The 24,911-nt window shown below is 47.3% G+C and carries 18 protein-coding genes; 14 read left to right on the top strand and 4 right to left on the bottom strand.

Annotation, left to right across the window (positions count from 1 at the left end; genetic code table 11):
* The first annotated feature begins 127 nt into the window (after window positions 1–127).
* Window positions 128–307, top strand: a complete 180-nt coding sequence (locus CBF27_RS04335; RefSeq protein WP_425469919.1) for a helix-turn-helix transcriptional regulator — start codon at window positions 128–130, stop codon at window positions 305–307.
* A 674-nt stretch (window positions 308–981) separates the two neighbouring features.
* Here the strand turns inward: CBF27_RS04335 and CBF27_RS04340 are convergent.
* Entirely contained in the window at window positions 982–1,713 is a 732-nt protein-coding gene (locus tag CBF27_RS04340; RefSeq protein ID WP_126812735.1) for a peptidylprolyl isomerase, read from the bottom strand.
* 156 nt (window positions 1,714–1,869) lie between these two features.
* On the opposite strand from CBF27_RS04340, the gene CBF27_RS04345 reads away from it, so the two are divergent.
* The 3 genes from CBF27_RS04345 to CBF27_RS04355 all read left to right on the top strand — a co-directional run bounded on the left by CBF27_RS04345 (window position 1,870) and on the right by CBF27_RS04355 (window position 5,054).
* Window positions 1,870–2,961 (top strand): DUF871 domain-containing protein, encoded by a 1,092-nt coding sequence (locus tag CBF27_RS04345; protein WP_126812737.1) that lies wholly within the window; start codon window positions 1,870–1,872, stop codon window positions 2,959–2,961.
* Between the two features lie 153 nt (window positions 2,962–3,114).
* Entirely contained in the window at window positions 3,115–4,095 is a 981-nt protein-coding gene (locus tag CBF27_RS04350) for a DUF4003 family protein (protein WP_170175000.1), read from the top strand.
* Between the two features lie 308 nt (window positions 4,096–4,403).
* Window positions 4,404–5,054, top strand: coding sequence for a 3D domain-containing protein (locus CBF27_RS04355; RefSeq protein WP_170175001.1), 651 nt, complete (start codon window positions 4,404–4,406; stop codon window positions 5,052–5,054).
* A 61-nt stretch (window positions 5,055–5,115) separates the two neighbouring features.
* Here CBF27_RS04355 and CBF27_RS04360 read toward each other — a convergent pair whose 3' ends face one another.
* The 3 genes from CBF27_RS04360 to pepI all read right to left on the bottom strand — a co-directional run bounded on the left by CBF27_RS04360 (window position 5,116) and on the right by pepI (window position 8,554).
* The gene (locus CBF27_RS04360) at window positions 5,116–6,198 is read right to left on the bottom strand and encodes a M24 family metallopeptidase (protein WP_126812743.1); all 1,083 of its coding nucleotides are present in this window, start codon (window positions 6,196–6,198) and stop codon (window positions 5,116–5,118) included.
* 88 nt (window positions 6,199–6,286) lie between these two features.
* Window positions 6,287–7,648 (bottom strand): peptide MFS transporter, encoded by a 1,362-nt coding sequence (locus CBF27_RS04365; RefSeq protein WP_126812745.1) that lies wholly within the window; start codon window positions 7,646–7,648, stop codon window positions 6,287–6,289.
* A 24-nt stretch (window positions 7,649–7,672) separates the two neighbouring features.
* Window positions 7,673–8,554, bottom strand: coding sequence for a proline iminopeptidase (gene pepI / locus CBF27_RS04370; RefSeq protein ID WP_126812746.1), 882 nt, complete (start codon window positions 8,552–8,554; stop codon window positions 7,673–7,675).
* Between the two features lie 263 nt (window positions 8,555–8,817).
* On the opposite strand from pepI, the gene obgE reads away from it, so the two are divergent.
* The 10 genes from obgE to CBF27_RS04420 all read left to right on the top strand — a co-directional run bounded on the left by obgE (window position 8,818) and on the right by CBF27_RS04420 (window position 24,897).
* A complete protein-coding gene (gene obgE, locus CBF27_RS04375) occupies window positions 8,818–10,131 on the top strand; it encodes a GTPase ObgE (protein ID WP_126812748.1) in 1,314 nt (437 codons plus the stop codon).
* Between the two features lie 165 nt (window positions 10,132–10,296).
* The gene (mnmA, locus tag CBF27_RS04380; RefSeq protein ID WP_126812750.1) at window positions 10,297–11,421 is read left to right on the top strand and encodes a tRNA 2-thiouridine(34) synthase MnmA; all 1,125 of its coding nucleotides are present in this window, start codon (window positions 10,297–10,299) and stop codon (window positions 11,419–11,421) included.
* Between the two features lie 227 nt (window positions 11,422–11,648).
* On the top strand, window positions 11,649–12,026 hold the full coding sequence (locus CBF27_RS04385) for a DUF1033 family protein (protein ID WP_126812752.1): 378 nt from the start codon (window positions 11,649–11,651) through the stop codon (window positions 12,024–12,026).
* Window positions 11,956–14,034, top strand: coding sequence for a DNA topoisomerase 3 (locus tag CBF27_RS04390; protein WP_126812754.1), 2,079 nt, complete (start codon window positions 11,956–11,958; stop codon window positions 14,032–14,034). Before CBF27_RS04385 ends, CBF27_RS04390 begins: the two co-directional genes overlap by 71 nt.
* Before the next feature lie 387 nt (window positions 14,035–14,421).
* On the top strand, window positions 14,422–17,118 hold the full coding sequence (locus tag CBF27_RS04395; RefSeq protein ID WP_126812756.1) for an HAD-IC family P-type ATPase: 2,697 nt from the start codon (window positions 14,422–14,424) through the stop codon (window positions 17,116–17,118).
* A gap of 211 nt (window positions 17,119–17,329) precedes the next feature.
* Window positions 17,330–19,006, top strand: coding sequence for a potassium-transporting ATPase subunit KdpA (kdpA, locus tag CBF27_RS04400; RefSeq protein WP_126812758.1), 1,677 nt, complete (start codon window positions 17,330–17,332; stop codon window positions 19,004–19,006).
* 15 nt (window positions 19,007–19,021) lie between these two features.
* A complete protein-coding gene (gene kdpB / locus CBF27_RS04405) occupies window positions 19,022–21,052 on the top strand; it encodes a potassium-transporting ATPase subunit KdpB (RefSeq protein WP_126812760.1) in 2,031 nt (676 codons plus the stop codon).
* A gap of 16 nt (window positions 21,053–21,068) precedes the next feature.
* On the top strand, window positions 21,069–21,593 hold the full coding sequence (locus CBF27_RS04410; RefSeq protein WP_126812762.1) for a potassium-transporting ATPase subunit C: 525 nt from the start codon (window positions 21,069–21,071) through the stop codon (window positions 21,591–21,593).
* A gap of 23 nt (window positions 21,594–21,616) precedes the next feature.
* Window positions 21,617–24,193: a sensor histidine kinase gene (locus tag CBF27_RS04415; protein ID WP_126812764.1), complete on the top strand. Its 2,577-nt coding sequence runs from the start codon at window positions 21,617–21,619 to the stop codon at window positions 24,191–24,193.
* A gap of 20 nt (window positions 24,194–24,213) precedes the next feature.
* Window positions 24,214–24,897: a response regulator transcription factor gene (locus CBF27_RS04420; RefSeq protein WP_126812766.1), complete on the top strand. Its 684-nt coding sequence runs from the start codon at window positions 24,214–24,216 to the stop codon at window positions 24,895–24,897.
* Window positions 24,898–24,911: the final 14 nt, after the last annotated feature.

The following is a 24,911-nucleotide window of genomic DNA, read 5'->3' on the forward strand; positions in this document are numbered from 1 at the left end:
AAGATAGCTTTACGTTTAATGATGTTGAATAAGGGATATGAATCGGGAGGGCGTAGAAAGAATTTTTTATTTAACGTTTCGATAAAATTGGGAGTGAGCACTTTGGCTGTAAACAATCAGATAAAAAATAAGAGAGGAGCGCAATATATTACAAGAGGATATGGCTGAGTCATTGGGTGTTTCTAGGCAAACAATGACAGCTATTGAAAATGGCAAATATAATCCTAGATTGGAATTGGCTCTGGCTATTGCAGAATATTTTGATGTTGAATTTGGGGAGATATTTCGATTAGTAAAGGATGAGTGATGATGAGGATATCACCGTTTATTTTTGCGACTATCTTTAGCAGTCTGGCCTTATTCACGTTAATTAGTTTTTTTCAGTTAATCAGTTCTTTATTTAAAGTTACGTTTAAAAAATACGATGAATTGGAGCGGAAACTTGTATTTGACAGTTTAGGAGTCAGCATGCTGATTCTATTGCTAATACATCTTTTGCAACTTCTTTTTGCTCTAATAGGGCACAAATTTTCATTTATGTATATGTCTGGGATAAAAATAACCTTAAGATTTCTAGTCATACCAATGGATAATTTTGTATTGGAAAGCTTAATTCTTGATGTGTTTCTGATCGGACTGACTAGCTTGGTGTTGAGGTATAAATATGGTCTGATTTCTAGCAGACAATTGACAAAGAAATATGTTATTCTAACAATTTTTGCAGCAATCGCTGGTCTGATTTTGGTTTATCTTTATTTTTGATAATTAGTTGTTGTAAAAAATAAACTTTCTTAAGATGTGAATAGTCGGACTTAAGAAAGTTTTTTTAACGATTTTTTTTATTTTTCTGTAGGTTTTGGCTGATAGAAGTGGTTTCCTTTTAGTCAATGTCAAGTTCATAATGTTGTGTAAAAATAATTGAAATGCAACAAAAAAACAAACGTCCTTGTCAAAAGTATGCGGACAAGGACGTATTTTCAATTACTTCGGTTCCTGCAAAATAGTGATTTTTTTGATGACAATATCTTCTTTCGGTTTTTCATTTTCTGTTTCGACTGCTGCAATGGCTTTGACGACATCCATTCCTTCAATCGTTTGCCCGAAGACGGAATAGTTGGGATCTAAAGCGGGCACACCGCCGTTTTTATATGCTTCGATGATTTTTTCAGGATAGTCTTCAAAGAGCAGTCCGTCTGACTGGTCGGTTTCGTTGCTGACGATGTAGAATTGGCTGCCTTGTGTTTTGTCAGTGATGTCTCCTTGTGTCCGCGCCATAGCCAGTGCACCGTTCAAATGGTAGAGTTGCTTGGAGATTTCCGGGGCGAATTCTGTGCCCCAGATACTTTCGCCGCCCATACCTGTGCCTTCAGGGTCGCCGCTTTGAATCATGAAGTCTTGAATCACACGATGAAAAATAACATCATTATAGTAGCCGTCTTTAGCGTGGGTCACAAAATTTTCAACGGCTTTAGGCGCTTGTTCAGGGAAGAGTTTCAGTTTGATGTTGCCCTTGGTCGTTTCCATTTCCACGAGATATTCGTTGTCGGCCACTTCGTTGTTTAACTGCGGCAACTCCAGACTGTTCAGATCGACTTGTTCTTCTGATGAAGCGGTTGTTTTTGTTTTATCCGTTTGGCTGTTTGTGCCGCATCCGCCTAAGAGAAGCAGGAGGGCAGAGCAGGCAACGGCCCGTATCATTTTTTTTGCTGTCATAAATAGAGTCCTTTCCAGATTGGTTAATCACACTCCCCATAGTAACAAAAAAAAACAGTTATTCCAAGAGGGAACTGTGCGTATGTATTCTGGACAAAGGTGGGCATCATTGATAAAATAAACTTTCAAACAGAAGAAAATGGAGGAACTATCAAAGTGGGAAAATTAGGTATATCGATATATCCTGAACGTTCAACGTTCGAACAGGATAAAGCTTACTTGGATTTAGCGCACCAGTATGGATTTAAACGTGTTTTTACAAGTTTGCTGCAAATCAAGGGCGACAAAGAGCAAGTGTTGGCGGATTTTAAAAAAGTTGTCGACTATGCAAACAGTCTGGATTTTGAAGTAATGGTAGATATTGCACCGAGTCTGTTCGAGCAGCTGAACATTTCTTATGACGACTTGTCCTTTTTTGCAGAAATGGGTGCTGACGGGATTCGTCTGGACGTTGGATTTACCGGTTCGGAAGAAGCTAAAATGACGCGTAATCCTTACGGGTTGAAAATCGAAATCAATATGAGTTCCGGCACCAGCTATGTGGACAATATCATGAGCTATTCGCCGAACACAGCGAACTTGCTTGGCTCGCACAACTTTTATCCGCACCGCTACACGGGGCTGTCGTATGAGCACTTTTTGTTCTGCTCGGAAAAGTTCCGCAAATACAATTTAAATACAATGGCATTCGTCAACTCGCATGATGCGACATTTGGCCCGTGGCCGACACAAGACGGACTTTGCACCCTTGAAGAGCACCGCAATCTGGAACTCTCCACGCAAGTGAAGCATCTGATGCTGACCGGTTTGATTGATGATATTACTATCGGTAATGCTTATGCATCTGAGGCAGAAATAAAAGCGATGTCAGAAGCCTTCTTCTCCGAGTTTCCGACGGTAAAAGTGGACGTGCATGAAGACATCACAGACGATGAGCGGATTTGTCTGTTTGACAGTCTTCACAGCTACCGCGGCGACCGTTCAGCGTATGTTCTGCGTTCGACGATGACACGGATTTATTATAAAGACAAGCCATTCCCGGCCCACAATACTGTGGCAATCAAAAAAGGGGACGTGCTGATTGACAATGTCGGCTATGGCCAGTACAAAGGCGAAACACAGATTGCGCTGACAGAGATGGAAAATGACGGACGGGTAAACGTTGTCGGAAAAATCGCGGCTGACGAATTGTTCCTGCTGGATTATTTGAAGCCGTGGTCCAGTTTTAAATTAATCGAAAATAATTAACATGCTGCCTGCCTCTGAGATGTGACGATTCGTCCGCTCAGGGGCAAGTTGTTTTTTTAGTGGTTTAAATGCAGAATTTCTAACTTTAGTCTGATTACATTTGCAAAGATTATGATAAAATATAGGGTAATTGGATTAAGAGGTGTGCATTACATGACGATAGATAAAACGATCTCTCTTTTTGAACAGAATTTTGATTTAATCAGCAGTACGAGAGCGAAGCGGTTGGATAAACGCATACGCTATTTGCTTGCGCGTATGTATACCGGCAAAGGGATGCTGATCAATGTGTCTGATTTTGACAAGATTGATTTCGCTTTGAGCAAAAAATCAGGATTGATTACCAGCATGACTAAAATCGTGCGTCAGACGATTAGCGGATTGATGGTGTTGGACGGGTTTAATTCCATCGGCGGCATTGAAGAGTTGTATTTCAATTATAAATTATTGCGTGACAGTCAATTCAAATCATCCAGCCAAACATATTTTGCCGCATACCAGCTTTTTGGCTGCGAGCGGACCAAACGGCAAGCTGTCGTGGAACGGGCATCGGACTTGTATCATGTCATGAAAGAGCGGCATCCGTGGATTACCGGCACAGATGATTACAGTCTGATTGTTTCGCTGGCTCAAGCTCAGAGTATCAAGTCGCTGTCGCCAGAGGAAATCTGCGATATTCAAGACTATTATTTTCAAGAACTGCCGGCAGTAGGGGTGAGAAATCATCAGGCGCTCTTGATGGGTTCAGCTATTTTGACGATGCTGACGGCGAAGAAGCGTCATGATATTTTGCGCCTGATTGACGAAGTCGCAGAAGAACTGGGGGAGTACGGCATCATCAAGGGCACTACGTATATTCCTGTGATTCTTGTGGCATATGTCAAACTGGTGGATGATTACTTCAATCCGCAGGAAATCAGCCTGTACATTGAAACGTTCGACTCGTCCATGAAATTATTGTTCGAGAAAGATTACAAACTGGCATTGTCGCTAAATTTATACATTGAAGAAAAAATCCAGTCGCTGACACGTTCCAGTGTGGCCAATTATTCGCTGTTGGTCAACCACGTGATTATGCAGGAGCAGATTATTGATGCCAGCAATATCACCTTGTCATCGGAACTTTTGAATTAGAAAAAGGCAGCTTTCCGCTGTCTTTTTTGTTATGCAGTTGTAATAAAGGGAGAAAACAGGAGTGTTTTCCCGGCATTTTTTGGTTTCAGATAAAAAATTTCCAAATTTCAGCTCTATTTTTTTCCCGGTTCAAACTGGTTAAACTGCGCGGTCAAAGGATTGAACGAAAATCACAATGTTTGACATATTTCCGCGTTCAACTTAACGCTGCATTAATGGAAATGCAACAGCTCTGTCATTTGTTCTTGTTATCATTTTCCTTGTTGTTGACAGCACAGACTGTCGAAAAAACGATAAGGAGATTTTTCATGAAAAAAGTATGGTTAACACTAGCAGCTTTTGCCGCAATCGGATTGGGATTTTCAACGACTACAGCTCAGGCTGATACCATTTATACAGTAAAAAAAGGAGACACACTTTCAGGCATCTTGTTTGATTTGCACGGCAGCTTGACAGGCATGGACCAACTGGCACAAACGAATGAAATCAACAATCTGGATTTGATTTTTATCGGTCAAAAACTAACAGTCGATGCCGCGGGGCAAGTGTCTGAAGCGACACCGGAAGAGGTAGCTGAAGGACAAGAAGCAGACACAATAAAGGAAGCAGCCGAACAAACGGAAGAACCGGTTGAAGAAGCAGCTGCCGAGCAGCCGGCTGAGTCTCAGGAACAAGTTTCCGGCCGTCAGCTGACAGTTCAGACTACTGCCTATGACGGAGTATCGCTTGGCGGTGTGACTGCGACAGGGAATATTATTGCCACAACCGATGACAAAGTGATTGCCGTGGACCCGAATGTCATTCCGCTTGGCAGCAAGGTCTATATACCAGGATACGGAACGGCTGTTGCGTGGGATACCGGCGGAGCAATCAACGGCCACATCATCGACCTGAACATGAGCACAGCGGATGCCATCCAGTGGGGACGGCGTACGGTGACTGTCACGATTTTAGACTAATAAAAAACTGTTAACACCCGACAGGATAACGGGCGTTAACAGTTTTTTTAGTTTGCTTTATTTAGTCTATAATCGTCAGTTCTTTTGGATAATCGTTCAGGTTGATGTAGCCGTCTTCTGTCGCGATAACCAAGTCTTCGATTCTGACGCCGACTTCACCCGGCAAGTAGATGCCCGGCTCAATCGAGAATGCCATGCCTGGTTCAACGACATCATGGTTGGCGCTGGATACGTCGCCTGCTTCGTGGCATTCGATGCCAATGAAGTGGCCGGTACGGTGTGTGAAATACTTGCCATACCCTTTTTCCGTGATGTAGTCTCTGGCAGCCGCGTCGATTTCACTGAAAGGCACACCCGGCTTGATGGCAGCCAGCGCCCGTTTATTTGCTTCAAGGACAGTTTCATAAACGTCGCGGCTCTTATCAGAAACGGATTTGTAAAAGAAGGTCCGGGTCATATCGGACGCATAGTTGTTTTTGATGGCGCCGATGTCAACGACGATGCTGTCGCCTTCTTTGACTACTGAATCATCTGTCACGTGATGCGGGTCGGCACCATTGGCACCATACGCAATAATCGGTTCAAAGGAGAAGCCGGTGTTGCCCAGCTCGTCATAGACTTTGGCCAGTTCCTTTGTCATTTCCATTTCAGTCAGTTTTTGCGGTATCAGTTGTTTCATTTTTTCCATCGCAATTTCATTGTCTTTTTGCGCATCTTGCATTAGTTTGACTTCTTCCGCTGTTTTGCGTGCACGCACGTAGTCGGTGATGTCAGAACCAATCACGAAGTCGTCAGCAGACTTGCCTGCTTGTTTCATTAAGTCAAGGAAGAAATGTGTCGCCCAGAATTTATCCACGCCGATTTTTTTGGCGGTATCCAGATGATCCAGCAGGATACCGATGCCGTTATCTGCATCATCCACATAGACGACATCAACGCCCAAGTCTTCATTGACCGGGAACAATTTGTTCAGAACCAAGGCGTGTTTGCCGTCTTCTCTGATAACTAAGACTAACAGACGCTCACCCGGATGGAACCATTTGTCAGTAAGATAAAAGATAGTCGTCGGATCTGAAATCAGCAGCTGCGGTACGTTCTTTTCCTTCATTTGGTGCAACACATTGTCAAGACGATCTTGTTTCATAAAAAGTTCCTCCTTATATTGTTAAGCTATACCTTAAAACACAGTACAATTATACCATGAATTAATCAAAGTAAAGATGTATGCCAGGCTATTCTTCGTCCTCAACAACCAGTCTGCTCAATTTTTTATCGAAAATGAACAGCAGCAAAGCTGAAGCGATAGCGATGGCCGGGATGACTGTGTAAACAATCATCATGTCAAATTGCAGGACGAAAGCGTACAAATGGCCGTAGCTGAAACCGGCAACAAACGTCGCACCTGTCCAGACACCCATCATGATACTTAAAATCCGTTTAGGTGCAAATTTACTGACAAAGGAGTTGCCTAGGGGCGAGAAGAACATCTCACCGGCACTCAGCATGATGCCGAACACGATAATCCAAAGCAGGCTCGCTTTGTGGTCGCTGGAAGCACCGACGCCCCGTGTCAACTCTGCACCAATCAGGAGCAGGAAGGAGGCACCAAGCAGCAGCAGACCGATACCGGTTTTGCGGAAGAGACTCATGTCGCCTTGCGGACGCTTGGACAATTTGAGCCACAATGCCGCGAGAATCGGGCCTAAAACGATACAGGTCAGAGCGTTCAATGAATCAAACCATGAGGTCTGAACGACGACTTTGCCGACGTTTAAGTTAACAAATTCTGACATGTAATCATAGACTGACAGGTAAGACATATACCAGAACAGCCAGAAGATAATTGAAAACAGAGAAACAAGAATAATAGCGAAGACGCGTTTCTTTTCAGTAGTTGTCAATGGTTTCTTTTCCTGTTCTTCGTCAGCAGCGGCAGTTTTTTTCTTGGTTTTAGAGAAAGGCAGTCTGCCGGCATCTCCCAGGAAACGCCAAGAAATCACAAACCAGATTGCACCGACTAAACAGATAAGTGCCGCAATCAAAAATGCCTGAGAAAAGCCTTGAATGCCGTTTCTCATGAAAGTGAATGATACGAGAACGCCGACAGCAGTCGTGCCAATCAACGATCCTACGTTAATAAACGAATACTGGACAGAGTATGCCGAATCCAGCTGACGCTGATTGTCAAACAACTCCCCTGTGACGGCCATCAAGTTGCCTTTGAAAAAGCCGGTGCCGATTGACACCAGGATGATCGTGGCCCACATCATGGATGAAGAGGTCGCAATCGACCCGACATAATAGCCGGCCCCCATCAATACCATTCCTAAAGGTATCAAATATCTTGCGCCGATCCAGCGGTCGGCGACTCCGCCGAGGATAAACGGAGCCAGATAGGTAAAGGCCACCAAGTACGATTGCATAACAGCTGCTTCGCCTTTACTGACTCCCAGCCCGCCGGTCGCAATCGAATAAATCAGAAAGTTGTAAATCAGCCATTTTGAGGCGTAATAGGCGGCTCTTTCAAATGTAAAGGTCAATGAGCAAAAATAAAATCCTACAGGAAATTTGGTTTTTTCCGCAGTTGTGTTCACTTGTTTTCTCTCCTGTCTAAAAAGCTAGTCATGCTGATTCAGCCATTCCAGCAATATTTTTTTATACAATTCTTTTTCATCAACAAACGGCATGTGACGGCTGTGGGCAAACAATTCCCAGCGCGCGTTCGGCAAAGCGTCATACATTACTTTGTTGATTAGCGGTGTGGACAAATCGTTTGTACCGCTGGTAAGCAGCACCGGCACATTAATATCTTTCAGTTTATCCACGTAGTTGAAGTCTTTTAGCGTCCCGGTCGGTGAATACTCGTTTGGTCCCCAAGCGGTCATATATGCTTCGGTTCCCGGTGTTTTTTTGCGTCTGAGAGGTTCCGGCGAATGCTCGTCGGGTTCATCGGTGGCATGGCGTACCATGTATTTGGCGTTCACAGCTAAATATTGCGGATTGTCGTAGTCTTCAGTTTCTTCAGCATGGCGAATAATGGCTTGTTCTTCTTCTGTCATAAATGTAATCATGCGGCGCTGTTCCTGCTTCCAAAGCTGAGAAGACGGCAATGTACTGGAAAAAACGGCACTGGCAATGCCTTTGGGAGAATAATCACATAAATAAGCAATTGTCAGCATGCCGCCCCATGATTGTCCCAAGAGGTGAACCTCGTCCAATCCGAGGTGTTCTCTCAAAGCAATCAATTCCTCGATCCACGTTTCCTGATGCCACAAGTCAGGTCTGCCTGTCACAGCGGATTTCCCGCAGCCTATCTGATCGTACATCACGAGCATCCGGCCGTCTTCAGCGTAGTCGTCCAGCAACTCAAAATAATTGTGCGTCGAACCGGGCCCTCCGTGAATCAGTACTAGCGGTTTCTTGCCGCCGGTGTTTTCGCCGACTACACGATAATAGGTTTGGTACCCGAGATATGGCATGTACCCTTCTGTTACTTTCAATTGAAACCCTTCCTTTCTTGAAATGTCTACTTGTTAAGTATATCACGTTGATAGAAACGCTTTGCTTAAAATGAAAGCATTATAATAAAACAATGAAAAACTCATAACAAACGTTTTCTCTCATACTTGCCTGAAAAATAACGGGTTCGGAAAGAGGTTTTATCTGTTCCATCCGTCAAAATGAAACTGGTTTCTATTGGACAAACAACTGATTAGCCTTTACAATGAGAAAGAGATTTCAGTTAGGAATAGGAGGACGCATGATGTCCATGTTTTTAGATCAGGTGACCATTCAAGTCAAAGCCGGAAAAGGCGGCGACGGTATGGTTGCTTTCAGGAGAGAAAAATACGTCCCGGACGGCGGGCCGGCAGGCGGCGACGGCGGCCGCGGCGGCGATGTGATACTTGTGGTCGATGAAGGACTGCGAACGCTGATGGATTTCCGCTACAACCGGCACTTCAAAGCGCAATCAGGTGAAAACGGTATGAGCAAAGGGATGCACGGCAGAGGAGCCGAAGATCTAGTTGTCAAAGTGCCGCCGGGCACCACTGTCCGTGATGAGGCGACCGGCAATCTGCTTGGCGACTTGCTGACGCACGGCCAGACGCTGACGATTGCCAAAGGCGGCCGGGGCGGCCGGGGCAATATCCGTTTTGCTTCGCCAAGAAATCCCGCACCGGAAATCGCTGAAAATGGCGAACCCGGTCAAGAGCGCGCTGTTTTGATGGAACTGAAGGTGCTGGCTGATGTCGGGCTGGTCGGTTTCCCGTCAGTCGGCAAATCGACGTTGCTTTCAATTGTGTCGAAGGCACGACCGAAAATCGGTGCTTATCATTTCACGACACTTGTGCCTAATCTTGGGATGGTGACAACGCAGGACGGACGCAGTTTTGTCATGGCGGATTTGCCGGGACTGATTGAAGGCGCGTCGCAAGGTGTCGGGCTGGGCACACAGTTTCTGCGTCATATCGAACGCACACGGGTCATTTTGCATGTCATTGACATGAGCGGAATGGAAGGGCGCGATCCTTTTGAGGATTATTTGGCCATCAACAAAGAACTCGAGTCCCACAATTTGCGCCTCTTGGAGCGTCCGCAGATTATCGTGGCTAATAAAATGGATATGCCGGACGCAGCAGACAATCTGGTTTTATTCAAAGAACAGCTGGCAGCACTCCAGCAGACGGATGATGTTGAGGAAACTCGGGTGTTCCCGATTTCGGGCGTGACCCGTCAAGGCATTGAGGCGCTGCTCAGTGCGACGGCTGATTTGCTTGAAGTAACGGATGAATTTCCGCTTTATGAAGATGAAGTGGTGGAAGATGTTGTGCGCTATGAGTTTCATGACGATGCACCTGAGTTTGAGGTATCCAGAGATGATGATGCCACGTGGGTGCTTTCCGGCGAAAAACTGGAGCGTCTGTTCAGCATGACTAACTTCGACCGGGATGAAAGCACGATGCGCTTTGCCAGACAGCTGCGCTCGATGGGCGTGGATGAGAAGCTGCGCCAGCTGGGTGCCCGTGACGGCGACTTGGTCAGAATCAATGAGTTTGTGTTTGAATTTGTGGATTAAAATGATTCCCCTGTGTTTTCCGGTCAACGGCCGGACGCGGGGGTTTTTTCAAGTAAAAGGGATGCAAAAATTTCGAAAAGCGTCTATAATGAAGCGACTGAGAAAAATGCGACCTTCAAATCGTAATGGATTTCAGAATCTTTAATGAAATGATGGTGATCAAAAGTGACTGATAACAGTCAAACAAGGGTTGTTGTCGGCATGAGCGGCGGGGTGGACTCGTCTGTGACGGCACTGCTGCTGAAAGAACAGGGCTATGATGTTGTCGGTGTCTTCATGAAAAACTGGGATGATACTGATGAAAACGGCTTTTGTACGGCGACTGAGGATTATCAGGATGTGGCAAAGGTAGCGGACCAAATCGGGATTCCCTATTATTCCGTCAACTTTGAGAAAGAATACTGGGACAGGGTGTTTCAGTATTTCCTCGATGAATACACACGAGGGCGGACACCCAATCCGGACGTCATGTGCAACAAGGAAATCAAATTCAAGGCATTTCTGGATTATGCGCTGCAGCTGGGTGCAGATTACGTGGCAACGGGGCACTACGCCCGCATTCGCCGCGATGAAAACGGTGTGGCGCACATGCTGAGAGGTGTGGACAACAACAAAGACCAGACCTATTTCCTCAGCCAGCTGTCACAAGAGCAGCTGTCCCGGGCAATGTTCCCGCTTGGCGGACTGCAGAAAAAAGAAGTGCGCGAGATAGCGGAGCGTGCCGGACTGGCCACTGCCAAGAAAAAAGATTCGACAGGGATTTGTTTTATCGGCGAGAAAAACTTCAAAGAGTTTCTGAGCCGTTATTTGCCGGCAAAGTCAGGCAAGATGATGACACTTGACGGGGAAGTCATGGGTGAACATCTCGGGCTGATGTATTACACAATCGGTCAGCGCCACGGACTGGGGATCGGCGGCACCAAGGAGTCGACAGAGCCGTGGTTCGTTATCGGCAAGGACTTAAAGCAAAATGTTCTGTATGTCGGGCAAGGGTTTCATCACAAGAACCTGTATGCGACCCATCTGGATGCCAGCGGAATTCGCTTTACGACTAACGAGGAAAAACCTGAAACGTTTAAGTGTACAGCCAAGTTCCGCTACAGACAGGCAGATGTCGGCGTGACGGTCAAGCTTAACCGTGATGCTGATACAGCTGTAGTCGTGTTCGACGAGCCGGCCCGCGCGGTGACTCCCGGACAGGCAGTTGTTTTTTACGACGGCGAGGAATGTCTGGGCGGGGGCATCATTGACCAGGCGTATCAGGATGACAAGGTGCTGCAGTACATCTAGCGTAAAGAAAGAGGCTGTGTTTCAGCCTCTTTTTGCGTTATGTTCAAAAGCTAGGGTATACTGACTTAATCCGACATTGGAAAATAAAAAAGGGACGGATAAAAAAGAGTTCTTCAGTGACATGTTTTTTGATATGAAAGTATGCAAAAAGGCTTTTTAGTTGCTCAAATATTGATTTTCCACTAATCTGTATGTATAACTTATAAGGGTAAGAGGTTGATAAGGACATGTACCAAGTAGTCATCATTTATGGAGAGAGCGAGCCTTGGTGGTTTTTTGACGACTGGCAGGATGACATCGTAGAGGAATATCAATTCGAGTCTTTTGAAGAAGCTGAATTGCAGTATTTAAAGCTGCTTCACGAGTTTGCACAGGACTATGACCATCGGCAGCTGAAAACAGCTCATTTGTCTGCTTTCTGGAATGATGGTGATGTGCGTTTTTGCGAGGAGTGTGATGACGACTTGCAATTGTATCACGGATTGATGCTGATTAAAGATTATAAAAAATTAAAAGAAGAGGAATTATTAATTGATGAAGCAGTTGATTATAGCGGAAAAGCCAAGTGTTGCAAGAGACTTGGCAAAGGTGCTGGGCGCGAATAAGAAAACCAAAACATATATTGAAGGCCCCAATGTAATCGTCACATGGGCGCTGGGGCATTTGCTGGGATTGAAAATGCCGGAGGATTACAAAAAAGAATGGGCAGAGTGGCAGCTGGCTACACTGCCGATGATTCCTAAGAAGCACGGTATCAAACCGCTGCCGAAAACCCGGCACCAGTTGTCGGCCATTGCCCAGCTGGCCAGAAGGTCTGATGTCAAAGAGGCAGTTATTGCAACTGACGCGGGGCGCGAAGGCGAGCTGGTGGCGCGCTGGATTTTAGCGTATGTCAAGTTTGACAAACCGGTCAAGCGTTTATGGATTTCCTCCCAGACTGACAAGGCGATACGTGAAGGGTTTAAGCAATTAAAACCAAGCCAAGCGTATGATAATCTCTACGCTTCCGCACAGGCACGCTCTGAGGCTGACTGGCTGGTCGGGCTGAATGTGACCCGGGCTTTGACGGTGAAATACCAAGACAGTTTATCAGCCGGCCGGGTGCAGACGCCGACATTGGCGATGGTCCGCCGTCAGGAAGAAAAAATCGAACACTTTAAACCTGAAACATACTATACACTGGATTTGCTGTATCAAGGGTTGAAAGGCAGACTGCAGTTGAAGCAGCCGCGGATGTACAAAGAACGCGAACAGCTGGCAGCGCTGATTGAGAATTTTTCAGCCAAGCAAGGTGTTGTCACGGACATCAAAGAAAAAGAAAAACGCGAGTCTGCGCCGCTGCCTTATGATTTGACCGAAATCCAGCGGGAAGCGAATCAGCGGTATCAGTTTTCGGCTAAAAAAACTTTGTCGGTCATCCAGCAGCTCTATGAAGTGCACAAAATAGTGACGTATCCAAGAACGGACTCCAAATATTTGACATCTGATATGAAACAAACCATGACAGAGCGGCTGCAGGCGCTGGTGGCTTTTGATGCCGAACGGGCGAAACGCTATTTGAAAAATGGCGGGAAAGTCGTCCAGCAGAAAGTCTTTCAAGATGCCAAAGTGACGGACCACCACGGGCTGATACCGACAGAAGTGGCGCCGCGCGTGGAAAAACTGGATAATGATGAATTGCGGATTTACCGGATGATTGTGGAGCGCTTTTTCGGGCTGTTCGCACCGGTTCACGTTGCTTTGAAGCAAACGATTACTGTGAAAGTAGATGATGCCGAATTTCTTTTCAGGCAGGAGCAAATCAAAGAAGCCGGCTGGAAAGAAAGTGATGATGTCGCCGGCAAACAGGTGGTTTTCAAAAAACAGCAAGGTATCCCGCTGGACTTTCATATCAATAAAGAGTTGACGACACCGCCGGCTCCGCTATCAGAGGGCACGCTGCTGGCTCAAATGGAAAAACACAATCTCGGCACGCCGGCAACCCGTGCGGAAATCATCGAGAAATTGATTTCTTCGGATTTGATGGAGCGGAACAATGGCAAATTGTCTGTTTCAGCTAAAGGCAGGCAGTTGCTGAAACTGGTGAATCCGTCGCTGGTGAGTCCGGAGTTGACTGAAAAGTGGGAAAAAGCCCTTGAAGCAATCGCCAGAGGTCAGCTTGACGGCCGCAAGTTTATCCGTGAAATCGAAGAAGATACGAAACAGCTGGTGTCTGAAATCAAAACCAGCGACAAGACATACCGGGATTTTTCTTTGACGACCAAAAAATGTCCTGAATGCGGCGAGCTGTTGAGGGAGCGCAATACCAGAGACGGCAAAATTTATGTGTGTTCCAATCCGGAATGTACTTACCGGCGGCGGAAAGAGCCGAAACTGAGTAATCACCGCTGCCCGACGTGCAAGCGGAAAATGCAAATCATTGAAGGGAAGAACGGGGCCTATTTCCGTTGCCCGCATGACGGTACTACTGAAAAAATGCTGGGTAAAAAAGCACGCAACCAGAAAATCAGCAAACATGAAGAACGCCGTCTGATGAAAAAAATCAACCAAGAGAGCGAACCGGCGGAAAGCCCGTTGGCCGCCGCTCTCAGAAAAGCCATGGAAGAAAAATAAATAAACGAAAGACCTGCTTCACGTCAAGCAGGTCTTTTTGTCGCACCGTGACGAAGCGAAAGAAAGGGAAATTGTTTCTATTTATTATTATGCGGGCTGCTGCGTTTAGCGGCGGACAGGCTGACAGACGGGCGCAGGCGTATTTTTCCCCCTTGTTTAAGGATGTGTCAGGCAATTTATAACGTCTGCTTCTTGCTTAAAGCCGCCGCCGTTGATATACTGTTCTAAATTAGTTTTGGAGGTGGTAATGAAGTGGACAGCGATAGTGAAAGCGACCCGAAAAGGAAAAAAGTGCACTATCTTATTTTATAAAAAGGGCAGCCCCCGGAAAACCAGTCAACAGGGGTTATTTGTGCTGCACATTTTTATCAAATAAGGAGCTAAAACATGCAAACAAAAGACTATCTTTTATCAACGAAAGACCTCTTGAAGAAATACAATCTGGTCGATTTAGATGCCGGCTTACCCAGCCGGGCTGCAAAGGACCGGCTCGCTGCCAACGGGAAAAATGCCCTTAAAAGCAAGTCGACCCCGAAATGGAAAATTTTGTTAAGGCAGTTTCATAACATGATTATTTATATTCTGATGGGCTCAGCCGCACTCACGTTGTTAATGGGTCATACGTCGGATGCGGTGATTATCGGCCTGGTAGTCATCACAAATGCCTTCATCGGTTATTATCAGGAAGCCAGCGCATCCGATGCCCTGGAAAAAATCAAGGAGATGCTGACAGCTGAAGCAACCGTCTACCGGGACGGCATCAGGACCGACATCCCGAGCGAAGAGCTGGTCGTCGGCGACGTGGTTTTTTTAGAAGCCGGCGACAACGTCCCTGCCGACTTGCGAATCGTTGAGGCCGATAATTTAAGAATACAGGAATCGGCACTGACGGGGGAAGCTGATTCAATTGAAAAGACAGAAGACCCGCTCATCGGTGCCGACATCCCGCTTGCTGAGCGTTCGAACTTGGCCTTTGCCTCAACGTCAGTGACAAACGGCAGCGGCAAAGGTATCGTGATTGCCACTGGTGCGCAGACAGAAATCGGCAAAATCTCAACTGAGGTCAGTCACACCGGACAGAGAAAAACGCCGCTGATGAAAGAAATCGACCATCTAGGCAAAGGAATCACGTATGTCATTATCAGTGTATCCGTTGCCCTGTTCATCTTCAGTCTCGTACTGGAAACTTATGCGCTGTCTGTCCTGTCTTTGGCGGTGATAACGATGATTGTCGGCTCGATACCTGAAGGACTGCCTGCGACAACATCAGTCGTTTTGGCAATGGGTGTCAGCGACATGGCCAAAAACAAGCAGACGATTGTCAAGACGCTCCCCGCAGTCGAAACACTCGGCTCTGTCAATGTTATCGCCACCGACAAGACCGGCACGCTGACCAAAAATGAAATGACCGTCAAAAAAGTTATCCTGAAAAAAGAGAGTTACGATGTGACGGGCAACGGCTATTCGCCGGAGGGCAATGTCTTGTCAGCCGGCACTGTGACCAAGCTGAACGGGACGCTGAAATTATTTTTGGAGGTCGGCTATGAGGCTAATGACACAATGCTGGTCAAAGAGGACGGCCAGTGGGAGATAAACGGCGAGCCGACAGATGGTGCGTTCCTGACACTGTACCACAAAGTTTTTCCGGAAAAGGCTGTACCGGACTATGATGAAATCGACATGCTGCCCTTTGATTCCGATTACCGTTATGTAGCAAAGCTGGTTGATGACCAACAGGGACAACGTTATCTGTTTATTAAAGGCTCGCCGGACAAACTGTTTCCAATGGCGAAAGCCGGTTCAGCTGATTTTCACGAACCGTATTGGGAAGCACACGTCAGGAAGCTCTCTTCCGAAGGACAAAGAGTGGTGGCAGTCGGCTATCAAAAAGTGGACAAGCGTGTGGACACGCTGACACATGAACTGATAGCAGAAGGCATTCAGCTATTGGGGCTGGCGGGGATTATCGACCCTCCGCGGGAAGAAGTGATTGAAGCCCTCAAAGAGATGAACCGGGCAGGCGTGGCTGTCAAAATGATTACAGGCGACCACCCGGTCACAGCTAAAACGATTGGCGAGTCGCTCGGGCTGGCGCCGGAAATCAAGGTCATCACCGGACCGGAGCTGGATGAGATGACAGAGGAACAGTTCAAGCGGGCTGTCATCAGTCATCAGGTCTTCGCCCGGACAACACCAAAGAATAAACTAGAAATCGTGGAAGCTTTGCAGGAAAACGGGCTAGTCACAGCGATGACCGGCGACGGTGTCAATGATGCGCCGGCACTGAAAAGGGCAGACATCGGTGTGGCGATGGGCATCAAGGGAACCGACGTTGCCAAAGATTCCGCAGATATGATTTTGACTGATGATAACTTCGGCACGATGGCGGTTGCCATAAAAGAAGGACGCCGAATTTATGACAACATCAAAAAGAGTATTTTATTTTTGCTGCCGACTTCATTCGCGGAAGGACTGATTATCGCCATCACTATCCTGATGCAAAAAGACATGCCGCTTCAGCCGACACAGCTGCTTTGGATTAACATGGTGTCAGCTATTACCATCCAGTTTTCATTTATTTTTGAACCGTCAGAAGCCGGCATCATGGATAAAAAACCGAGACAATCGAACGGTTCTCTGTTGTGCAGGTCGGATGTGTTTCAAATGGGGTATGTGTCGGTACTGATGGCGGTGTTGAGTCTGATTGCTTACGAGGCACTGCTGAATCAAGGGGTTGCGCAACCTGTTGCGAGTACGCTGATGATTAATATCATTGTTATGAGCAAAATTTTTTATTTGTTCAATATCCGGACGTCGCAACCGGCTCTGTCCAAAGACTTGTTTACCAATAAAATGGCTTTCCTCATTATCGGTGTGATGATTGCTCTGCAAGTGTTGCTGACGTATGTGCCGTTTATGCAGACGGCGTTCCATACAGACAGCATTTCCTTTACGGGCTGGCTGATAGCAGTCGGCTCAGGCCTTCTTGTTTTAGTCATCACCGAAGCCGCAAAGTACATCCGCATCTGGCGGCAGCGCAGATTTTCAGCTGCCGGCCGCGCGGCAATTGACCAGCGAGAGTAACTCGCTGGTTTTTTTGCGTGCAGCGAATCGCGACATCACCTCTGCTATAAAGATAGTGTAAAGAAATTTTTACAAGATTAACACTGTCTTTACAGCTTTTTTTTTATGATGAGGGTGTAAAGGAGAAGAGAGAGATGAACACGTTATTAGGAGCAATCGGTTTTGCATTGATGATTTATCTGTTTTGGTTTTTATTTAAGGGGGAAGAGCAATGAGCAGTGTGATCGCTCAAGGGGTGTTTTTCTTTGCCGTGCTGCTGTTGATTGCGGTGCCGCTGGGCTGGTATATCAAGGAAGTCATGCAGGGAGCCATACCGCGCTATGCGATGTGTTTGCAACCTCTGGAGAAGGGATTTTACAAGGTAATCGGACCTGCCAGCCGCGTAAGAATGTCAGCCAAACGGTATGTGAGCAATGTCCTGTTGCTGAGTGCTTTTTCACTGGCTCTGCTGACAGCGATGTTGATGACACAGCACTGGCTGCCGGGAGGGCGATCGGTCGCCAACCTGTCATTTCCTCTGGCGGTCAATACCGCAGTCAGCTTTGTGACCAATACTAACTGGCAAGCTTATACAGGTGAATTGACGCTGTCGCATTTTAGCCAGATGTTTGGCTTGACAGTTCAAAATTTCGTTTCAGCAGCGGTCGGTTTATCCGTTTTGTGTGCATTGATTCGGGGAATCACTCAGAAAAAAGAAACATATCTCGGTAATTTTTGGCAAGATATGGTCCGCAGTCTGGTTTACGTCCTGCTGCCGCTTGCCTTGGTGTTAGCGGTGCTGCTGATTTCACAAGGAACGGTCCAGACATTCAGCAGCGGTGTCGCATATCAGGGACTTGAGGGAGACAGCTTAAAGCTGTTTCTTGGGCCGGCAGCCAGTCAAATAGCCATTAAACAGCTCGGGACAAACGGCGGCGGTTTTTTCGGCGCCAACTCGGCTCATCCTTTTGAGAACCCGACGCTGCTTTCTAATTTTTTGGAAAACTTGGCGATTTTGCTGATACCGGCCGCGCTGATTTTCGCCTTTGGTTTTTGGGTGAAAGACTGGAAACAAGGCCGCACGATTATCATTGTGTCTTTAGTTTTTGCGGGGCTGGCTTTCCTTGGCGTTGCCATCAGTGAAACTTACGGTCCTGAATTCATGAATGTGATGGGGGCGGCAAATCTGGAAGGTAAAGAAGTCCGGTTCGGGACAGGCTGGTCCAGTCTATGGAGCATTGCAACGACAGCAGCTTCCAATGGCTCCGTCAATGCCATGCTGGACAGCTTTACACCGCTGGGCGGGGCGATTCCGATGTTCTTGATGCAGCTGGGCGAGATTATTTTCGGCGGTATCGGCAGCGGACTTTACGGTATGCTGGCTTTTCTGCTGCTGGCAGTTTTTATTGCTGGTCTGCTGGTCGGACGCACACCTGAATATCTCGGAAAAAAAATTGAAGCGTTTGATATAAAAATGGCAAGCATAGTCATCTTGACGCCGCTGATGCTGACATTGTTCGGGACGATGGCGATTGTTCTGCACACAGAGGTCATGAGCTGGCTCACCAATCAGGGACCGCATGCGTTCAGCGAAGTGCTGTACGGAGCAACGTCACTGGCAAATAACAACGGCAGTGCGTTTGCAGGATTGACAGCAGACACAACGTTCATCAATTTGCTGGGCAGTGTCTTGATGCTCGTTTCACGCTTTGTCCCGATGATTGCAATCATGCTGCTTGCCGGCAACATGAACCGCAAGAAAAAAACTGCCTCGAGCGAAGGGACGCTGTCGACGGTCAGCCCGACATTTGTTGTCATGCTGATTGTGGTCATTCTGGTTATCGGCGCGTTGAGTTTTCTGCCGGCTATCGCTTTGGGACCCATTGCGGAATATTTGACGATGAAATAAGTGGAGTGAAATCAAATGAAAAAAATTTATACGTGGGCAGCGGCACAAGCGGTCAAAAAACTTGACCCGCGCCAGCAAATGAAAAACCCTGTCATGTTTGTCGTATATGTCGGTGCCATAATGTCGACGGTCCTCTGTTTCGTTCATTCCGGTGTGCCGCTCTGGTTCACCATAGCTGTCACAGTTTTTTTGTGGCTGACCTTGCTGTTTGCCAATTTTGCCGAAGCTGTTGCCGAAGGGCGCGGCAAGGCACAGGCTGACAGCCTCAAGCAGGCAAAGAAGGATGTCACCGCTTATAAAATCAGTGCGCCGGAAGATGTCGCAAAGAAAAAGTTTGTTGAAGTAGCGTCGTCTGACTTAAAAAAAGGGGACATGGTTTATGTGCCTTCCGGTGTGCAAATTCCGGCAGACGGCGACGTCATTGAAGGTGCGGCATCAGTTGATGAGAGTGCGATTACCGGCGAATCGGCCCCTGTCATCCGGGAATCCGGCGGCGACCGGAGTGCAGTCACCGGCGGCACGACTGTCGTTTCCGATTATCTTGTTATCCGCGTGACTTCTGAAAACGGCAAGTCATTTTTGGATAAAATGATTGCGATGGTTGAAGGTACACAGCGGAAAAAAACACCAAATGAAATCGGGCTGCAGATTTTTCTTATCACACTGACGATTATTTTTTTGACGGTCACTATTACATTGATTCCGTTCACTGATTTCAGCAGTGTGCTGGCAGGACAGGGGGAACCGTTATCCGCCGTCATCGTTATTGCGCTGCTGATTTGTCTGGCACCAACGACGATCGGGGCACTGATTTCAGCAATCGGGATTGCCGGCATGAGCAGACTAACCAAGGAAAATGTGATTGCCATGAGCGGCAGGGCAATTGAAGCGGCAGGGGATGTGGACGTGCTGCTGCTGGATAAAACCGGCACCATCACGCTGGGCAACCGGCGGGCCAGTGATTTTCTGCCGGTCGACGGCGTGACGGAAAAGCAGCTGGCAGATGCGGCACAGCTGGCTTCTCTGGCAGATGAAACAGCCGAGGGCAGAAGCATCGTTATTTTGGCAAAAGAAAAATTCAACTTGCGGGAACGCCAGTTTCGACAATCTGAAGTCAAATTTGTCGATTTTAGTGCGCAGACACGGATGAGCGGTATTGATTACCGGGGGGACGTCATCCGCAAGGGGGCGGCTGACACGATGAAAAAATTTGTGACAGAAAATGGCGGCAACTACCCGCAGCAGTGCGAAAATATCGTGGCTGACATCGCCCGCTCCGGCGGTACTCCACTGGTCGTGGTCAAAAATAATCAGGTGATGGGAGTTGTTTATTTAAAAGATATTGTGAAAAACGGTGTTCAGGAAAAATTTTCCGATATGCGCAAAATGGGCATTAAAACTATCATGATTACCGGCGACAATCCTTTGACTGCCGCTGCGATTGCAGCCGAGGCCGGCGTAGATGATTTTCTCGCGGAAGCCACACCGGAAAATAAAATGAACCTGATTAAAGAGTATCAGGAAAAAGGCCATTTGGTGGCGATGACTGGCGACGGAACGAACGACGCACCGGCACTGGCGCAGGCGGACGTGGCGATGGCGATGAACACCGGCACACAAGCAGCTAAAGAGGCCGGCAATATGATTGATTTGGATTCGAGTCCCACCAAACTGCTGCAAGTCGTGCAAATTGGCAAACAGCTCCTGATGACCCGGGGCGCACTGACTACGTTCAGTATTGCCAATGACATCGCCAAATACTTTGCTGTCATCCCGGTCTTGTTTTTTGGCATCTACCCTGAACTGGGACAGCTGAACATCATGGGCTTGGGCAGCCCGCTGACGGCGATTTTGTCCGCGGTGATTTATAATGCTGTAATCATCGTAGCATTGATTCCGTTGGCTTTAAAAGGTGTCGCCTATCAGGAAAAACCGGCGAGTCAGATTTTGCGTCATAATTTGCTGGTTTATGGGGTTGGCGGGATTGTTGCGCCGTTTATCTTCATAAAATTGATTGACCTGCTGCTTTCGGCAATCATCTTATAGAGGGAAGAGAGTGGAAATGAGAAACATGATAGTTAGTCACTTGCGCTTTTTGGCTGTGAGCCTGCTCGTATTCGGCGGTCTTTACACTGCCGTGGCGACAGGCATCGGCCAGCTGCTTTTTCCGGCACAGGCAAATGGCAGTTTAATCATCCAAGACGGTCAAGTCGCAGGTTCTGCGTTAATCGGCCAGCCATTCGACCGTCCGGAATATTTTTCCGGCAGAAGCGGCAATGTCAGCCAGCTGTCGCTATTCTCCGGCCAGCAGCATCAGCTGGTCGTTGAGCGCACGCAGGCAGAGCTGCAGAAAAATCCTGAAGAAACGGCAGTTCCCAATGATTTGGTGACAGCTTCAGGGAGCGGACTTGATCCTCATATCAGTGCGGAAGCTGCCGAATTTCAAGTGAAGCGGATTGCCGCCGTACGTCAGGTCAGCGAACAGGCAATTCGTGATATAATAGAAAAAAATAAACAGCAAGACTGGTTTTCAAACAGGACATTTGTGAATGTGCTGGAGCTGAATCTGGCTCTTGACCAGCTTTAAGGGCAACGTTTGGGGGAATATGTATGGTGAGCGAACCAGTTTCGGATTATAAATTAGGAGACGCCAAAAAAGGCAAGTTGAGAGTGTTTTTCGGATTTGCCGCAGGAGTCGGCAAAACGTATGCCATGCTGATGGAAGCACATGAATTGAAGAATGCCGGCAAGGATGTTGTTATCGGCTACATCGAACCTCACGACCGGCCCGAGACCAATCAGCTGGTTGAAGGCTTGCCGCAAATTCCTTTGAAACAAATTCCGTATAAGAATATCGTGCTGTACGAGCCGGATGTGGATGACATCATGCGCCGGTCGCCGGACATTGTCCTGATTGACGAGCTGGCCCACACTAATCCGGAAGGCTCGCGCAACCGGAAAAGATATCAGGATATTGATGAACTGCTGAATGCCGGTATTGATGTGTTTACGACTGTTAATGTCCAGCACATCGAAAGCTTGAATGACATTGTGGAGGAAGTCACGGGTGTTGAGGTCAAAGAAACCGTGCCTGACACGTTTTTTCAGCATGCGACGCTCAAAGTCATCGATATTGAGCCGGATGAGCTGATTGACAGACTGGAACAAGGTAAAATCTATACGAACGAAAATGCCAAGCGGGCGCTGCAGCATTTTTTCATTCCCAAGAAGCTGGAGCAGCTGAGAGGTCTGGCTATTCAGCGGGCGTCGGACCACATCAACCGCCTCAGCGGGAAAACGACTGGCATCCAAAATAAATTGATGACGATCATCAGTGACAGCTTTCCTAAAATGGCAGAAAAGTGCATCCGCTGGACGGCACGGCTGGCCCAGGGGCTGGGGGCCGAATGGATCGTGATTCAAATCCGGACGCAGGAGACGGCGCCGACAACTGTGCCGCTGGCTGAAAAACTAGGAGCGGAAGTGGTCAGTATTGAAGAAGACAACAGCCTCGAAACAATCGTCGAATATGCCAAAATGGTCGGCGTGACGGATATCATCATGGGTAAAAATCTCCGCAGGCGCTGGTATGAGAGATTATTTTCGGAAGAATTGGAAGACCGTCTGTTGAAACGTCTCCCTGAAACGGAGATTCACCTGATTCCGTATAAAGAAGAAAAGAGTTCCCTCCTTTCTTTTTCAAAGACAATTTTCGAAGGCGGCGCCAAAGATTTGGCTGTTTCGCTGGGCGGCGTTTTCGCTGCCACACTGGTGACTGAAGTGATGCAGTACCTCCATGTGGGCGACCAAAATGTGATGCTGGTCTATATTTTTTTCGTGATGCTTGTCGCCCGGCTGACTTCCGGCTATGTCTGGAGCGCGCTTTCGTCCATCTTGAGCATCTTGGCATTTAACTGGTTTTTTGTCGAGCCGTTATATTCTTTGACAGTTTATAAAAAAGGCTATCCCATCACTCTCATCATCATGTGCATTGTTGCGCTGATGATCAGCAACTTAGTGGTGAGGCTGAGAAAGCAGGCGCTGAGTTCCATGGAAAAAGAACAGCAGATGGAAATTCTTTACGAACTGAACAAGCAGTTCCTCTTAGCAGACACCCGCCAGCAGATTTTTGACATCACAACGACTTATCTGGCGCGGCTGCTTGAGCGGGAAGTGATTCTCTATGACCAGAGCGGACAGCTGAAAAGTTTGAATTATCCGGAGGGCACTGCTTCTGAATTGAACGAACCGGATGAAGCAGCTGTTGCATTCTGGGCTGCTAAAAACCAGAAAGAGGCCGGAAGCGGCACAGATACGCTGATCGGCGCCAAGGGTTTTTACTTGCCGATTGTGTCAAACGGCAAGGCGCTGGGCGTGTTGGGTATCAGACGGAGTCAGGGGGCGCCTCTGGAAAACAGCCAGCTGAATTATTTGAAGCTGGTGCTGACTCAGATTGCGGCTATTCTGGAACAGACGGACTTAAAAACGGAAAAAGAAAAAATCGAGCTGGAAAATGAGCGCGAAAAGGTTCGCAGCAATCTTTTGAGAGCTGTCTCCCATGACCTCAGGACGCCGCTGACTGCGATATCAGGTATTGCAGAAACGCTGGCAACCAACACAGAACTCAAAGAATCAACAAAACAGCGGCTTTTGACCGACATTCAAGACGAATCCCAGTGGCTGATACGCATGGTGGAGAATTTACTGTCCATCACGCGCATTAATATCGACAAAATGGCAGTCAATAAAACAGACGAGCCGGTGGAAGAGATTATCGAAGCTGTTTACAAGCATACAAAAAAAGTTTATCCTGAACAAGAGCTGGTTATTTCCTTGCCCGAGGAGATGGTGTTTATACAGGCTGACCCGATTTTGATGGAACAGGCTGTTTTCAATTTAATCGAGAATGCCTTTCGTCATGGGACTGCCGATCGTGTCGTTCATCTGACTGTGTTTCAGGAAAATCAGTTCACTGTTTTTGAAGTTGCTAATGAGGGAGAGATTCCCATGAAGCAGTACCACACGATTCAAAGGAATCTGACTGGCGAAGCGGAAGTGTCCGTCGATTCGAAAAGCGGCCTTGGGATTGGCTTGAGCATCGTCAAGACAATCGTCCAGGCCCACGGCGGCAAACTTGAGATAAAGGCGGCTGACGGCAAGACAGTCGTGCGGATTTATTTAGTGTAAATCAGAAAGGGGGGTTCGCTATGAATAAGACAGTATTGCTGATTGAAGATGACCCGAATATCGCTGACTTCATGGAGGTCGTATTGAGAAAAGCAAGGTATCAGACAGTCACCGCCGCCACAGGGATGGAGGCTCTGACCGCTTTTCAAAAAATATCAGTCGATGTGATTCTGCTTGACTTGGGACTCCCGGATATTGACGGAATGGACTTGTTGTCCATCATCCGCAAACGCATGACAACCCCGCTAATTGTGATTTCTGCACGCAACAGTGAAAGCGAGAAAGTCAAAGCACTGGATTTAGGTGCGGATGATTATGTCACCAAACCTTTTGGCACGAATGAGCTGCTGGCCAGAATCCGGACAGCGCTCCGTCACCATTCATCTGTTGAAATGGCTTCATCGGTCATCACCAACAAGGCGCTGACACTTGATTTTGACAAACAGCAGCTATACAAAGACGGTGTCGAGATTCACTTAACCAAGAATGAATACCGCATCATGGCAATCATGTTCCAACATTTAGGAAAAGTGGTTACTTACCGGACACTGATGACAGAAGTTTGGGGACCTTACGGCGATGATTCGCAAATACTCCGGGTGAACATGTCCAATATCCGCAAAAAAATCGAGACGGACACATTAAGCCCCGAGTACTTGATTACGGAAATTGGTGTGGGCTATCGCCTGAAGGACTACCGGTAGAAGGAACGGGTCGC

Origin of the sequence: Vagococcus acidifermentans (assembly GCF_003987655.1) — a bacterium.
GTDB lineage: Bacteria > Bacillota > Bacilli > Lactobacillales > Vagococcaceae > Vagococcus_B > Vagococcus_B acidifermentans.

Excerpts from the sequence above, each read along its gene's own strand:
- CBF27_RS04410 (WP_126812762.1), top strand. The coding sequence starts at position 21,069 with ATGAGAAACATGATAGTTAGTCACTTGCGCTTTTTGGCTGTGAGCCTG.
- CBF27_RS04420 (WP_126812766.1), top strand. The coding sequence starts at position 24,214 with ATGAATAAGACAGTATTGCTGATTGAAGATGACCCGAATATCGCTGAC.
- CBF27_RS04350 (WP_170175000.1), top strand. The coding sequence starts at position 3,115 with ATGACGATAGATAAAACGATCTCTCTTTTTGAACAGAATTTTGATTTA.
- CBF27_RS04385 (WP_126812752.1), top strand. The coding sequence starts at position 11,649 with ATGTACCAAGTAGTCATCATTTATGGAGAGAGCGAGCCTTGGTGGTTT.
- CBF27_RS04415 (WP_126812764.1), top strand. The coding sequence starts at position 21,617 with ATGGTGAGCGAACCAGTTTCGGATTATAAATTAGGAGACGCCAAAAAA.
- CBF27_RS04355 (WP_170175001.1), top strand. The coding sequence starts at position 4,404 with ATGAAAAAAGTATGGTTAACACTAGCAGCTTTTGCCGCAATCGGATTG.
- CBF27_RS04360 (WP_126812743.1), bottom strand. The coding sequence starts at position 6,198 with ATGAAACAAGATCGTCTTGACAATGTGTTGCACCAAATGAAGGAAAAG.
- kdpB (WP_126812760.1), top strand. The coding sequence starts at position 19,022 with ATGAAAAAAATTTATACGTGGGCAGCGGCACAAGCGGTCAAAAAACTT.
- obgE (WP_126812748.1), top strand. The coding sequence starts at position 8,818 with ATGTCCATGTTTTTAGATCAGGTGACCATTCAAGTCAAAGCCGGAAAA.
- CBF27_RS04395 (WP_126812756.1), top strand. The coding sequence starts at position 14,422 with ATGCAAACAAAAGACTATCTTTTATCAACGAAAGACCTCTTGAAGAAA.
- CBF27_RS04390 (WP_126812754.1), top strand. The coding sequence starts at position 11,956 with ATGAAGCAGTTGATTATAGCGGAAAAGCCAAGTGTTGCAAGAGACTTG.
- CBF27_RS04340 (WP_126812735.1), bottom strand. The coding sequence starts at position 1,713 with ATGACAGCAAAAAAAATGATACGGGCCGTTGCCTGCTCTGCCCTCCTG.
- kdpA (WP_126812758.1), top strand. The coding sequence starts at position 17,330 with ATGAGCAGTGTGATCGCTCAAGGGGTGTTTTTCTTTGCCGTGCTGCTG.